We start from the raw sequence: 12,083 nt of genomic DNA on the forward strand, positions 1-12,083 counted from the left end.
GAAGAGTTTTTGAAGGAGTACTATTAAAGTTAGCAAACTATGAATTTGGATAAATTGCGACAACTTATTTTGGAAAACCAAAAGCGAGTCTTGTTACTTTTGGTTGTGGTTGGCTCGATCATTATTACCTTCAGTCTGATCAATTGGTGGTTTACACGAATTAACACTGTTTTTGGAAAACTCGAGCGACCGAAGCTGGTTAGTACGATCGAGGGCCAACCAATTTGGAACTTAAGTCAGATAAAAATACCCAACTACAGTCGAGCAGAAGTCTTTCAAGTGGAAAAAAGGGCCGTCAGTGAAGCTGAGAGCAAAGCTTTGGCTAGTCGGCTCGGTTTTGGTGATAAACCAAAAGAGGTAAAAACTCCAGGCGGTTCGCTTTGGCACTATCAGTCCTTTAATAAGATTCTTGATATCGTTGCCTCGGCGGGCACAATCTCCTTTAAGGACGCGAATAAAATAAAAGCCATTTTTGCTAAAAACCTCAATAAGAGAATAAACCTTGTCCAAGCAACTGAAAAAGCTAAAAACTTTCTTAATAGTTTGGGTTTGTTTTACGCTGATAAACCAGTTAGTTTGGAGGTAAGTAATGTCCTCTACTTTAATCCCCCAAAGGGAACTCTCGACATTAGTCACTACGGTACCACCGCGGACGACGCAACTGTAGTTTCGATCAGCTTTCAGAAAAAAGTTGCTGGTCTCCCAATCAGATTGCAAGGCGGAAGTGATGAAGTTTCGGTGACGGTCACCCGCAATGACGAGGTCTCGGGCTTTTTCTTGAACAATCTGAAAGTGAAAAGCCTTTCGGCTCGCTATCCTTTGAAAAAGGACGGGGAAGTAAGAAAGCAGCTTTTGGCCGGTAAAGGTACTTTGGTCGGCTATGTCAACCAAAGTCAGGATGGTGGCGGTTTTGTTGAAGCCAACCCAACCTCAGTCTTTATCCAGACAGGGCAGTTAGCTTATTATAACGATTTGGAAACGGGCTACTTGCAGCCGGTCTTTGAATTTTCCGCGCAGGCAGTTAAAAATAACCGTTTTTACGAGGCTCTAGTCGATTTACCTGCAGTTGATTCCAAGTATTTTAAATAATCTTTGAAGCTCTGAAATTTAGGTTTTACGCTGGGCAATTGATCCCACCTAAACCAGGGACACAGAAAGTGCCGATCTTGCCGATGCCGGTAAACTGGGCGATAAAACCGATGATCAAGTAACTAGCAATGATAAAGACCAGTCCAGCCACCGCCCAAAAAAGGGTCAGACGAGCTTGGGAAAGGGCCTTAGGGTCCCCCTGGGCGGTCATGTAGCGGAAACCCCCAATGATGAGGTAAATTAGGACTACGAAACCTGCAAGAATGGCAATCGCGTTGAGGACATTGCCAAAAAGAACGGTGAGCTGGTCAATATGGACATAGCCGTCCTTAGCGGTAACTTGAGCCGCGAAAGCGGGCTTGCCAAGTAAAAGGAAGGCGGGGAGAGCCGAAACTGTGGACAGGATCTTAGCCATGAATATATCTTCCCACAATAAAATAAAGCCGTCAAACTTGGTTTATTTTTTGAAAACGCAGGTTTGGCTAAAAGAAAAATACTTGCTTCTTGGACTTTTTTTCTTTGATTTTGGTTTGAGACTCTTTCGCCTTTGGGAACCAGCCCAAGCCTATTTCGATGAGCAAGCCTATTATTTACCCGCCGCCCGTGGGTATCTTGAAGGCAACCCAAGTCTTAATTTGGAGCACCCTCCTCTAGCTAAGTTGCTCCTTGCTTTTTCAATAAAACTTTTTGGGGACAATTTTTTTGGCTGGAGGTTTTTTGGGGTTTTGCTGGCTAGTTTGAGTGTGGTGGTTCTTTACTTATTGACTAAAGAAATAACTAGGAGTAGGAAAGTTGCCTTTTTGGCTAGTAGTCTTCTTATTTTCGATTTTGGCTGGTTTGCTCTTTCGCGAGTCGGAACAATCGATATTTACTTAGCAAGTTTTTCTTTTTTGGGAGCTTACTTTGTCTTTAGGCTCTGGAGAGAAGGAAGAGTACACCACCTCGCTTTCGCTGGTCTAAGTTTGGGGGCAGCTTTTGCGTCCAAATGGAGTTCCGTACTGATTATTTTTTGGCTGATACTCTTTTTGCTTGTCTTCTGGAAAAAGAGTCTGCAGATAAAAATGCTGTCTTTGTTTGCAATCTTAGGACTGATTGGAGCGGTCTACTTGGCTAGTTACCTTCCTTTAATAGTTAAACACGGTTGGGAGGGTTTTGTAGAAACCCACTTTTGGATGGTGCAGTACCATAACAATTTTGTTCCCAGTAAAACGGCTGAAGCACTTTCGGGGCTCAAAGGTAAATTTTACCCCTTTCCGGCTTGGAGCTGGCTGCTTGATCCGGTCTTCCCTTTCTTTGGGGAAGTTAGGGATGGTACGGTCCGGACGATCCTTTTCTTTTTTAACCCTTTGGTTTTGTGGGGGGGTTTTGCTTCCTTAACTTACTTAATTTGGGAACAGCGCCACAAAATTGATCCAGAAAAAATCTTCGTCATTGGCGCAGTCTTTTTCCTCTGGGCTCCTTGGTTAGCTAGTCCGCGCTACTCTCTTCATTACTATCTTTTGCCCGCCCTTCCCTTTCTCTGTTTTTGCTTTGCTTTGGGGATCAAAAAAGTTTGGCAGAGAAGTACTAGCCTAGCCTACAGTCTGGTTGCGGTCAGCCTACTTCTCTTTGTTGTCTATTACCCGCTCATTTCAGCACTAAAGGTACCTTATTTTTACTCACGAATAGTTTCGGGAATTGTGGAATTTAAGAACGTACCGGGTAAATAGGAAACCTTTTTAGGTGGTACAAGGAGCAGTGCCAACCCCAGCAGTTCTGGTGGCTCCGGGAAAGACAAAGCTAAAGATGTTGATTCCGAGTACGCTAGCCAAAATCAAGGTAATAGCGAAAGCGGCCACCACAATCAGAAGACCAACAACGGCCGAAGTGATTCGGTCTCGAGCTGCTTGAGCAGCAGCTTTGTCTCCACCAGCGGTGATCCACTGAATACCGCCAATGACGATAAAGACAAAGGCGAGAAGTCCGGCAACAAAGAAAAGAAGGAGCAAGACGTTGGAAATGATTTTACCCAAATTGTAGAAAGGAATTTGGGTTGAATCAAAAGAAATACAAGCGGCATAGGCACTGCGAGCAAAAGCTAAAGGAGCTAAAAGTGCCGGTGCAGCGTAGAGCAGTTTTTTCATTAATTTAAGATTAATGCTAAGGGTCATTTCTTGTCAAGTAGTTAGTTGCTTGCTTCTCAAGGAGCAGGTGGGGGTTCGACACTGGAGAAGTTAAAGCCAAAGATATTTAGTCCCAGAACCGCTCCCACGATCAGGGTAATCGCGAAGGCTGCAACTACAATTATCAGACCAATGATTGAGTTGGTGATTCTCGTTCGGGCAGCGGCAACGTTTTTTGGATCCCCACCGGCCGAAATCCACTGGATTCCACCGATGAGCAAATTGGCAAAAAAAGCTAGACCGGCGACAAAATAGGCCAGAAAAAGCAGGACCCGAAGGATTTGGCCCAAATTGGTAAAACCGCTTAAATTGACGACGTTGAATTGAAAAAGCATGTTAAATAACAGCAATACCCGGAATTCTAAAAATTGTGGCGATTAGTTGCAGTATTAAAACCGCCGCCACAACAATGACGATACCGATCACCGCCCGGGTGATGGTCTTTTGACCCTCGGCGGCGGCTTTTTCATCTCCACCCGCGGTCAGAAAACGAAAACCTCCAACCAGTAACATGGCAAAGAAAACCAACCCAGAAGCTCCTAGTGCAAGTGAATAGAGGCTCTTAATAAACGTATCTGGATTTAAGTTTAATCCCAGAAGACCGACGTTAATTTTCCCGATATAGTCTGGCATGATTAAAAAGGTAGTCGTGTTCCGGTGTAGTTGGCGAGCCGGAAGACTATTTGAATTATGATGAAAGCCGCTAAAATTATCAACAGCCCAATCCCCGCGTTGGTAATCGTTTGTCTTGCTTCTCCAAGCGCTTTGTCGTCCCCGCGAGAAGTCATAAAGCGGATCCCGCCCCAGATGAGTAGAAAGAAAAAGACGACTCCGGCCGCCCCGAGAGCAAAATTGATTATAAAAGTGAGAAGGTTGCCGAGACTATCAAAAATTCGGGCCGGGGCGAAGGCAGTTCTTAAATCAATTCCTTGAGCGTTGACCGGGGAAGCAAAGGGTGTCATGGCACGACGCTCCCAGTGAAGATATTGTAATGAAGAACTTCTTGAATGATAAAACCGATGACGCCGACGGAGAGAATTATAAGTAAACCAATTATCGCTCCGGTGATGGTGGAACGGGCAGCGCCAACTGCCTTGGGATCTCCCTGGGCGGTCATGTATTTAAAGCCACCCCAAATCAAAAGCAGAGTAGCCACCATACCGGCCAAAACAATTACCGTTGGCAGAAGGAGGGTGAGAATGTTGCCCAAATTTAAGCCTGAGCCAAACTTCGTCTCCAGAGGATCAGTGATATCGTTGAGTGTAGGAAAATCGCCGGCAAGGGTTGAGCTCGCACTGAGAAAATAAGCAGCGAAAATTGGAAGGCTAAAGAAAAGTTTTTTCTTCATTGTCTTAGCCCAAAGGTAAACCAAGGACGGTGATACCGATTAGACGCAGCAGGAAAACCGCAAAGATGGCAAAGAGTAAGCCGGTGATCGCGGCGGTGATGACACCCCGGGTTTCCTGGAGAGCTTTGGGGTCTCCTTGACTGGAGACTAGGCGTATTCCTCCGTAGAGGAGGACAAGGAAAGAAATTCCCCCAACCAAACCTAAAAAGAGGGAAAGCATGCCCTGGACAAAGCCTTTGACGGTCGGGCAAGAAGTAAAGCCCAGAGAAACTTTATCACAGTCACCGGTTGGGCTGCCGAAAGCAGCGTCAAGGGTTTGAGGTACTGGTGGTACGTCGAGTTCTTTTTGGTCGGAAACTAAAGATATCGTCAAAGCGGTTTGACAGCTGATCGAATCCTTTAGAGAACCTCCTGGAGAGGCCGGATTGTCCATAGAAGGGTTTTCCAGAGTGACGGTGTGTTCCCCATAGTGGACGGCGGCAAAACCCTTAAATTTTACTGCTAGGTAACGTCCAGCTAAAGTAGCACTGCCCTTATAGGTCAAAATGACTCCATTGTCCAAAGTTTCCTGTCCGGTTAGGTCAGTTTTGATGCGTAAACTCATTTTCCGTGGGGTGCCTTGGAAGTGGTCGTAAAAATCCCAGTAAATATTGGGCGGGTAAACTTCATCATCTTGGGGAGTGAGTCTTGTATCGACGTAATATGTGAAATTGACAGTAGCAGACGTATCGTCATCGCTGGGGAAGGGTACGTAGTAAAGAGCTGATTTGTCGATTTTTAGCGATGGGGCGTTGGGAGTGACACTCCAACTACAAATGTCAGTTGCTGCCTGGACTGGAGATGGTTCCACCAAGAAAAAGAAATTGGCCAGGAAAACAAAGCTTAAAAGAAAGGCAAGAAAAAATTTCTTAGGCATTAAACCTATTTTAGGCCAAAAGGGACAAGAAAGTCAAAAGTTCCTGACCGCCGAGCGTGACAATTTGATTTCTGAAGCAAATTCAGCTATGATGGATTCTCTTGCATGAAAAAGACTTTGGGTCTTTTGGCTCTTCTCCTCATCAGTACTCTTTTTATCAAAACTGTCTCTGCAGATCAGCTTGACGATGTCCAAAACCAAATCAAGAAAAAAAACTCCGAGTATACCTCGGCCCAAAGAGCGCTAGCTCAGATTCAAAAGGACCTCGCCTCAATCGGTGGAGCCCTGCAGGGAACTCAAAGTCAGCTCGACAGTGCCAATACGCAGATCGACTCCGCTAAGGACGAGCTAAAGAAAATCGAAAAGACGATTCTTTCCAAACAGAAAAGCCTGGATTATTTGACCAAAGTGCGCAACCAACAGATTCGCTCGATTTATACTCATCCACAGTTAAGCGGTTTGGAGTTAATTTTTTCTTCAGGGAATCTTTCCCGTCTGCCGGAAATTGGGGTTTATCAAAGTAAGGTGGTCGGAGATTCTCAGGGAATGATCAAACTGGTCAACCGTGAGCTAGCTGACTTTAAAAAAACGCAAACAGAAATCGTCAAGGCCAAAACCGATCTAGAATCTTTAGCTAGTCAGATCAGCTCTAAGCTAGCTGCTTTGGAGGGAAGCTACTATTCGACTGCAAGTGTGCAGAACAGTTTGAACAACCAAGTCAAACAAATTCGCCGGACTCTAACTAACCTCAACAAGCAACAAAAGGAACTTATCGCTGCCAAATACGGCATCACCTCCTCCCCAATTGGCAGTGTGCCGCCGACGGGAGACCCGAATTCGCAAAAAAACTTTAACCCTCCTTTCAGACCTGCCTTTGCCATCTTCTCCTTTGGTGCTTATACCCACCGCAACGGGATGAGCCAATATGGGGCTCTCGGTCGAGCCAGCAAAGGGCAAAGTGCGCAGCAAATCTTGAAAGCATACTATCCGGGCACGACTCTTAATAAGAGCTATCCTGTGCCCGCAACCATTAAAGTCAATGGTACGAATGAATATGGGCAGACTTTTAACAATGTCACCTACACTTTCGACGAATACTTGATGCGCCTCTATGAAGTTCCTTCTTATTGGAACGATTTGTACGCTGGTAAAGGAAAACAGGTTTTGCGGGCTCAGGCGGTTGCGGCACGGAGTTATGCGATCCGTTACGGATCTCCGATCTGCCCTTCACAAAGTTGCCAGGTTGTAAAAAAAGAAAAAAACTCGGCCGCCTGGCAACAAGCGGTCAAGGACACCAAAAACTGGGTTCTGACCGGAGGTAGTGGTAGTTTTCAGTATTCGTCAACTTCAGGGGGTTATTTAAACACCTCGGGTTGGGATACGACTTGCCACGGCTTTAGCTGTTGGCTTTCCGGGGGAGCCTACGAAGCAATCGGCGGCTCGCCTTGGTTTTACAAAGGTTGGTACAAAGATCTCAACGGGGCTCGTTGTGGACGCAGCCACCCCTGGCTGACCAAGGCAGAGTTTACGGATCTACTAAATTCCTGGGTTGTCTACACCAAAGGTAGTGGGTCAGACCAAGCCCGGGTGATTTCGATTGACTACAAGTCTTGTTGGGGAGGAACGGCCAGTCCCTATTCTTTGAGCCAAATGAAGACGCGAGCTGGTCAACTCGGGGGAAGTTACACTAGTGTATCTACAGCTTCGGTTACTTACAGTGGTTCGGGCTTTACCAGCAAAGCGAAGTTTGTCACCAACCGCGGTTATTTAGAGATTGACGGACAGGTGTTTTCTGACATTCTAAATTTACGTTTGCCGGGAAAGCTAGCGGTCAAAACACCTCTTTACAATATTGAATCGAGATTTTAAACCGAATCGAACTTTACCTACCAAGTCACGGTTGTTAAAATAAGGTAACTTAAATAAAAGTAAAATATGTCTGAGACCGATTTGTCTTCCTGCCGTTTTGAGACGCAAGGGCCAGATGAGAAAATTGAACTGCTGTTGCGGGCTCACGAAATCACCAATTTAGGTTGGATTGTTAGTGTGGTCGTGCTCGCCTTTTTTGGGCTGGGTTTTTTTCTTTTTAGTTTGACGCTTGATTCCCCCTTCTCAACTTTGCAGTCGGCCCTTCTTTTGGTTGTTTGGCTACTTTTGCTGATCGGTTTTGCCTTGCAACGCTATCTCTATTGGTTTTTTAATGTTTACCTGGTCACCAACAAAAAAATAGTTGATGTTGATTTTCTCAACCTTTTTTACAAACAGATTTCTGAAACTCCACTGGAAAACATTCAGGACAGTACCTATCGAGCGGCTGGTTTTTTCCAAAACCACTTTGATTACGGTGATTTGATGATCCAAACCGCTGGTGAGACGGAAAATTTTGAATTTTTGAATATTCCTGATCCAGATGGAGTCCAAGAAAAAATCATGGATTTATCAGCGCAAGCCAAAAAAGTTTTGGGAAGGAACCCCCTTTAGCTATGGAATTCGATCTCTTAAGCACTCTTCCCTTGACCGGGACGCAGCTTAGTCTAGTTTTTAAGACAGTTTTGATCGTCTTTTTGTTGGTCTATCTTCTAATTTCTTTTTTGGTTTCAAGACAGATTCAAGTCATGAACAAGGTTTTAACTACCGCCGATCACGGTAAGATTACTGCCTACGGAAACCTTAATTTGCTCCTCGCTCTAGCCGTTTTAATACTAGTAATCATTTTTTTCTAAATGGGAAAAGCACTCAACGTCGAATTTAAACTCAGTAAGGGTAAAAAAAGCGAGAACACTTTTTTTACATCAAGTGTCAATGAAGACTTGGAGGGCGTTGGCGCGGGACAAAAAGGAACTTTGGCGATTTTGCTCTCGATCAGCGGCGAAGGAGATTTCGAGGAAAGGGCTAGAAGTTTGGTCAAAAAATTTGAAGATGAATACCTCAAACCGAGAGAGGGGACCGTTCTCACCTGCCTTGAAGCAGCCTTAAGAAGTATGCAGGAAGAGACGAAAGATGAAAATTTCCTCTTGGAAATCACTACAGCAGTAGTTTGGGGCCTGGTGCTTTATGTCGGTAAACTTGGGGAAACCCAGATCTTTCTTTCTCGGGACAAAGTGAGCAAACCAATAAAATTTAAATTTGTGGCAAGCGGAATGCTTAATGACGCTGATACGCTTGCCTTGGTCAACAGCGCTTTTGCAAAAGCAGTTTCCGAAGAAGAGCTTTCTTTGATTTTAGGTCGGGACAGTCTTGAGGAAGTAAAGCTGAAACTGGATCAAACTCAAGAATCTTCTCCTGGCAGCGCCTGTCTTCTTCTGCGTATGAAGCTTGAAGAAGTTGGGGTTGAGGAAGTACCAATTACTTTTCTGGATTCAGATAAAAAAACTTTCAGCACTAGCCTCGCCGTCAAAGAAAAACTTGACTTAGTTGTCAGGTTTTCCACAGTAGTTTTTGGAAAAGTTAAGGCCACTGCTTCCCCAATCTGGGAGAGAATTAAACCTTTTTTTGCTCAAGTGGCAAGGAAATTGTATGAGCCTTGGCGAAGAAAGCAACCCGGCGAAATTTTTAATGAGAAGGCACGTCAGAAATTGCGGCTTCTTGAAGTTGGGACTGTCTTGGCGTTGATTTTAATTTTCAGTTTAGGTCTGTCCTTTTTAAGATCGAGAAATCAGGAAAAAACTGAACAGTTTCAGGCCTTGGTTAACCAGGTAAAGGAAAAAATCACCCAGGCCAAGGAAAGTCTGGTTGTTGATCCCAGTTTGGGGCAAATTCAAATTTCACAAGGAAGAGACTTGCTCTCCCAAGCTGAAAAACTTTCTTCAACTGCGGAAACCGAGAGCCTGGAGAAGCAGCTAAATAGCCTTGAAAAGGAGAGCCAGCGGGTCTATTCGCCAAGCGCCCTTAAAGAGGTGACAGACCTTTCTAGTCTTGGCTTTACTAGCAGTCAAATTGTGCTCGCGGACGACTTTTTGATTGCTCTAGACACTGGAAAGAGTTTGCTAGCTAAGTTTAAGCTAAGTACCTCAAAAAGATTTTCTGTTGCTACTGCTGGCAGAAAGTTTAAAAACTTAGCTTCTCTCGATGGGGATCTTTATCTTTTGACCGCGGGGCAGGTTTTTGACTACAACCCAAGTGACAATTCTAGCAATCAAGTGTTGAGGGGGGAAAGTTTTGGCTCAGAAATAGTTGATGGTGCAATCTATTCTTCAAACCTCTACCTTCTTGACAAAGAAAAGAAGCAGGTCTGGAAATATTTGAAATTTGGCGCCGGGCTGACTTCAGCTCGGAGTTACTTCACCTCCACCCCACCGGACTTGACCAAGGCAACAGGTTTGGCGATTGATGGCAGTGTTTGGATCGGGACCTCAGAGGGATCGGTCTACAAGTTTTTGACTGGAAAAAGGCAGGACTTTGAACTTTTTGGTGCCCCGGAAGACCTTTCAATCAGCAAAATTGTTACTAACGAGAAAACCAAGAATTTGTATCTCCTTGATGCTAGCAAGGGAAGAGTAGTAATATTCGACAAAGCTGGGGATTATTTAGCTAGTTATGAGTCTGAGAAAATTAAAGATGCAGCCAGTCTGGTTGTTTCGGAAAAACAAAAAACTATCTACTTTAGCCGGCAAGCAAAAATTTTCAGCTTCAGAATCAAATGAAAACTATTTTTAATAAAAAAGCGAGTTTCGAGTATTTCCTCAAAGAAAAACTCGAAACTGGAATAGTTCTGACCGGAGCTGAAATTAAATCAGTGCGGGAAGGAGCCGGGTCTTTGGCTGATAGCTTTGTTCGTATTGTCAAAGATGAAGTTACTCTTTTCAATGCCTTTATTTCTCCCTACAAATACGCTTTCGATCCATCTTACGATCCCAAGAGAGAGCGTAAATTGCTTTTAAAAAGAAAGGAAATTGATTTTTTAATCGGAAAGCTAACTTCGTCAAACTTGACAATTGTGCCTACAAAGTTGTATATTACACACAATCTTGTCAAACTTGAAATAGCTTTGGCTCTGCCAAAAAAGAAGTTTGACAAAAGAGATAGCCTCAAGCGTAAGGCCGTGGATCGGCAAACTGAGAGTTTGCTTCGAGCCGAAAAGCGAAAGGCCAATTCGGACAGCAAGTAGTTAATTCATCTTCTTAAGTACTCTTTGGGGATGTTCATTTTCGACGGTAAAGCACATTAACAAGGTTGCAAGCCGGCCAAGCCTATCTAAGCCGCAAAACTGGAAAGGCAAATTCATAAATGCCAACAAGGCGTTTACACCTTCTTACGCTTACGCGTAATGCTTAAGGTTGTCCTTTAAACTCTCTCTTGGTGGGGTTTATCTGGGCATCATTCAGCCAAGATGATCTTTTCCGGGTCGGTGACCTTGAAATTATCCATCCGCCGACTGGCGGACCAACAACCTCACTCTATTCTGATCTTGTCAGTTGGTAGGAATAGAGGAAGTCAAGGACTGACTAAGCTTGTAGAAGCCTGTTGATCTCTTTGCACGGACCTGGGTGCGAAGCCCAGCATCTCCACCATGTCACGAACCCACCGCAAGGTGGGTTCTGGCGTTTTCTGAAAAAAAACTTGCATTCCGGGAAAAAGGAGATTAATTTTATTTGTGTTGAAGAGCCTAATTAACCTAATCTTTCCAAAAGCGTGTTTGAGTTGCGGCCAGCTAGGTCAATATTTGTGTGGGGGCTGCGAAAAGAAAGTCGAAATTTACAAAACCGCCTTCTGTCCAGTCTGTGGCAAAGCTTCAATCGGGGGTTTTACTCATCCGAAGTGCCACAGCAATTACTGTTTGTCCGGAGTGATCTGCCTTTTTGAGTACAAGGGCCCTCTACAAAAGATTCTTCATCAAATTAAATATCGATTTAGTAGTCGGGTGGTTGAGGTTTTCGATAGTCCGGTCGGGAAAATAAACTTACCAGCAAATTTAAAGGCATTTGAGCTTTTCCCCTTGCCACTAAATCGGAAAAGAGAAAACTGGCGGGGCTTTAACCAAGCTGAATTGTTGGGTAACCTGGTCGCTAAAAGGTTTGGTCTGGTTGTTTCGAGGCTTTTACTGGAAAGAAAACTTTTTGAAAAAAGCCAAGTGAAACTGACTCTTGAGCAAAGAAAAAAGAATTTGCAAGGAGCTTTTCTAGTTGTCGACCCAAAGAAAGTCGCGGGAAAAAAGATACTTTTGTTTGATGATGTTTGGACAACTGGAGCGACTTTGACGGAAGCGGGAAGAACTCTGAAAAAAGCAGGAGCAGAGCAGGTTTGGGCTTTGTGCTTGGCAAGCTCACACCGAGTTTGAATCTGGCAGGCCATTCTGCTAAAATGCCTCAGCAACTGGAGGGTTGCCCGAGTGGTTTAAGGGGACGGTTTGCTAAACCGTTGGTGCGAAAGCGCCACACAGGTTCGAATCCTGTACCCTCCGCCATGTACCATGCGCTCCGCTTAGGTACATGGCGACGCCAATACGGAACAAATAACTGAACACAAACAGGCAAAAGTCCTTGCTACCAAAAATAGACTCACGATCGAGTTGATTTTTTATGAAGCGTATCGTAATCATTATGATGCGCTTCGACGAGAAGATTATTTC

15 protein-coding genes, 1 tRNA gene and 1 other RNA gene are annotated in these 12,083 nt (G+C 44.5%); 10 read left to right on the forward strand and 7 right to left on the reverse strand.

All coding sequences use genetic code 11. The features are described 5' to 3' along the window. Positions 1 to 39 precede the first annotated feature (39 nt). A complete protein-coding gene (locus Q8P13_00480) occupies positions 40 to 1,089 on the forward strand; it encodes a hypothetical protein (protein ID MDP2670935.1) in 1,050 nt (349 codons plus the stop codon). Between the two features lie 25 nt (positions 1,090 to 1,114). On the opposite strand, the gene Q8P13_00485 is transcribed toward Q8P13_00480, so the two are convergent. Then, a complete protein-coding gene (locus tag Q8P13_00485; protein MDP2670936.1) occupies positions 1,115 to 1,504 on the reverse strand; it encodes a hypothetical protein in 390 nt (129 codons plus the stop codon). Between the two features lie 37 nt (positions 1,505 to 1,541). On the opposite strand from Q8P13_00485, the gene Q8P13_00490 reads away from it, so the two are divergent. Beyond that, on the forward strand, positions 1,542 to 2,798 hold the full coding sequence (locus Q8P13_00490) for a glycosyltransferase family 39 protein (protein MDP2670937.1): 1,257 nt from the start codon (positions 1,542 to 1,544) through the stop codon (positions 2,796 to 2,798). Between the two features lie 9 nt (positions 2,799 to 2,807). On the opposite strand, the gene Q8P13_00495 is transcribed toward Q8P13_00490, so the two are convergent. The 6 genes from Q8P13_00495 to Q8P13_00520 are packed head-to-tail and all read right to left on the reverse strand — an operon-like array spanning position 2,808 to position 5,515. Then, a complete protein-coding gene (locus tag Q8P13_00495; protein MDP2670938.1) occupies positions 2,808 to 3,212 on the reverse strand; it encodes a hypothetical protein in 405 nt (134 codons plus the stop codon). Positions 3,213 to 3,268: 56 nt separating this feature from the next. Continuing rightward, a complete protein-coding gene (locus Q8P13_00500; protein ID MDP2670939.1) occupies positions 3,269 to 3,601 on the reverse strand; it encodes a hypothetical protein in 333 nt (110 codons plus the stop codon). Further along, positions 3,588 to 3,884: a hypothetical protein gene (locus Q8P13_00505; GenBank protein MDP2670940.1), complete on the reverse strand. Its 297-nt coding sequence runs from the start codon at positions 3,882 to 3,884 to the stop codon at positions 3,588 to 3,590. Before Q8P13_00505 ends, Q8P13_00500 begins: the two co-directional genes overlap by 14 nt. A 2-nt stretch (positions 3,885 to 3,886) precedes the next feature. Beyond that, complete coding sequence (locus Q8P13_00510) at positions 3,887 to 4,213, reverse strand: hypothetical protein (GenBank protein MDP2670941.1); 327 nt, start codon at positions 4,211 to 4,213, stop codon at positions 3,887 to 3,889. After that, positions 4,210 to 4,599 (reverse strand): hypothetical protein, encoded by a 390-nt coding sequence (locus Q8P13_00515; protein MDP2670942.1) that lies wholly within the window; start codon positions 4,597 to 4,599, stop codon positions 4,210 to 4,212. Before Q8P13_00515 ends, Q8P13_00510 begins: the two co-directional genes overlap by 4 nt. Positions 4,600 to 4,603: 4 nt before the next feature. Then, positions 4,604 to 5,515, reverse strand: coding sequence for a hypothetical protein (locus Q8P13_00520; protein ID MDP2670943.1), 912 nt, complete (start codon positions 5,513 to 5,515; stop codon positions 4,604 to 4,606). Positions 5,516 to 5,620: 105 nt separating this feature from the next. Between Q8P13_00520 and Q8P13_00525 the strand changes: the two genes are divergently transcribed. From Q8P13_00525 to Q8P13_00560, 8 genes are all read left to right on the forward strand, one after another. Then, the gene (locus tag Q8P13_00525; protein MDP2670944.1) at positions 5,621 to 7,384 is read left to right on the forward strand and encodes a SpoIID/LytB domain-containing protein; all 1,764 of its coding nucleotides are present in this window, start codon (positions 5,621 to 5,623) and stop codon (positions 7,382 to 7,384) included. Positions 7,385 to 7,450: 66 nt separating this feature from the next. Next, positions 7,451 to 7,996 (forward strand): PH domain-containing protein, encoded by a 546-nt coding sequence (locus Q8P13_00530; protein MDP2670945.1) that lies wholly within the window; start codon positions 7,451 to 7,453, stop codon positions 7,994 to 7,996. A gap of 2 nt (positions 7,997 to 7,998) precedes the next feature. After that, positions 7,999 to 8,238 carry a hypothetical protein gene (locus Q8P13_00535; protein ID MDP2670946.1) on the forward strand — a complete coding sequence of 80 codons (240 nt, stop codon included), beginning with the start codon at positions 7,999 to 8,001 and terminating at the stop codon, positions 8,236 to 8,238. Further along, on the forward strand, positions 8,239 to 10,158 hold the full coding sequence (locus Q8P13_00540) for a hypothetical protein (GenBank protein ID MDP2670947.1): 1,920 nt from the start codon (positions 8,239 to 8,241) through the stop codon (positions 10,156 to 10,158). Further along, positions 10,155 to 10,622 (forward strand): SsrA-binding protein SmpB, encoded by a 468-nt coding sequence (smpB, locus tag Q8P13_00545; GenBank protein ID MDP2670948.1) that lies wholly within the window; start codon positions 10,155 to 10,157, stop codon positions 10,620 to 10,622. Before Q8P13_00540 ends, smpB begins: the two co-directional genes overlap by 4 nt. A 26-nt stretch (positions 10,623 to 10,648) precedes the next feature. Further along, positions 10,649 to 11,025: a transfer-messenger RNA gene (gene ssrA, locus Q8P13_00550) on the forward strand. A 350-nt stretch (positions 11,026 to 11,375) separates the two neighbouring features. Further along, positions 11,376 to 11,792 carry a phosphoribosyltransferase family protein gene (locus Q8P13_00555; GenBank protein ID MDP2670949.1) on the forward strand — a complete coding sequence of 139 codons (417 nt, stop codon included), beginning with the start codon at positions 11,376 to 11,378 and terminating at the stop codon, positions 11,790 to 11,792. Positions 11,793 to 11,829: 37 nt separating this feature from the next. Next, a tRNA-Ser gene (locus tag Q8P13_00560) sits at positions 11,830 to 11,918 on the forward strand. Positions 11,919 to 12,083: the final 165 nt, after the last annotated feature.

The sequence above is a fragment of the bacterium genome, from assembly GCA_030704665.1.
Taxonomy (GTDB): domain Bacteria; phylum Patescibacteriota; class Microgenomatia; order Woykebacterales; family RBG-16-39-9b; genus JAUYID01.

What these genes read in the sequence shown, in the direction of transcription:
- Q8P13_00485 (MDP2670936.1), bottom strand. Translation starts at nt 1,504, where the DNA reads ATGGCTAAGATCCTGTCCACAGTTTCGGCTCTCCCCGCCTTCCTTTTA.
- Q8P13_00515 (MDP2670942.1), bottom strand. Translation starts at nt 4,599, where the DNA reads ATGAAGAAAAAACTTTTCTTTAGCCTTCCAATTTTCGCTGCTTATTTT.
- Q8P13_00530 (MDP2670945.1), top strand. Translation starts at nt 7,451, where the DNA reads ATGTCTGAGACCGATTTGTCTTCCTGCCGTTTTGAGACGCAAGGGCCA.
- Q8P13_00525 (MDP2670944.1), top strand. Translation starts at nt 5,621, where the DNA reads ATGAAAAAGACTTTGGGTCTTTTGGCTCTTCTCCTCATCAGTACTCTT.
- Q8P13_00510 (MDP2670941.1), bottom strand. Translation starts at nt 4,213, where the DNA reads ATGACACCCTTTGCTTCCCCGGTCAACGCTCAAGGAATTGATTTAAGA.
- Q8P13_00505 (MDP2670940.1), bottom strand. Translation starts at nt 3,884, where the DNA reads ATGCCAGACTATATCGGGAAAATTAACGTCGGTCTTCTGGGATTAAAC.
- Q8P13_00540 (MDP2670947.1), top strand. Translation starts at nt 8,239, where the DNA reads ATGGGAAAAGCACTCAACGTCGAATTTAAACTCAGTAAGGGTAAAAAA.
- Q8P13_00480 (MDP2670935.1), top strand. Translation starts at nt 40, where the DNA reads ATGAATTTGGATAAATTGCGACAACTTATTTTGGAAAACCAAAAGCGA.
- smpB (MDP2670948.1), top strand. Translation starts at nt 10,155, where the DNA reads ATGAAAACTATTTTTAATAAAAAAGCGAGTTTCGAGTATTTCCTCAAA.
- Q8P13_00520 (MDP2670943.1), bottom strand. Translation starts at nt 5,515, where the DNA reads ATGCCTAAGAAATTTTTTCTTGCCTTTCTTTTAAGCTTTGTTTTCCTG.
- Q8P13_00495 (MDP2670938.1), bottom strand. Translation starts at nt 3,212, where the DNA reads ATGAAAAAACTGCTCTACGCTGCACCGGCACTTTTAGCTCCTTTAGCT.
- Q8P13_00535 (MDP2670946.1), top strand. Translation starts at nt 7,999, where the DNA reads ATGGAATTCGATCTCTTAAGCACTCTTCCCTTGACCGGGACGCAGCTT.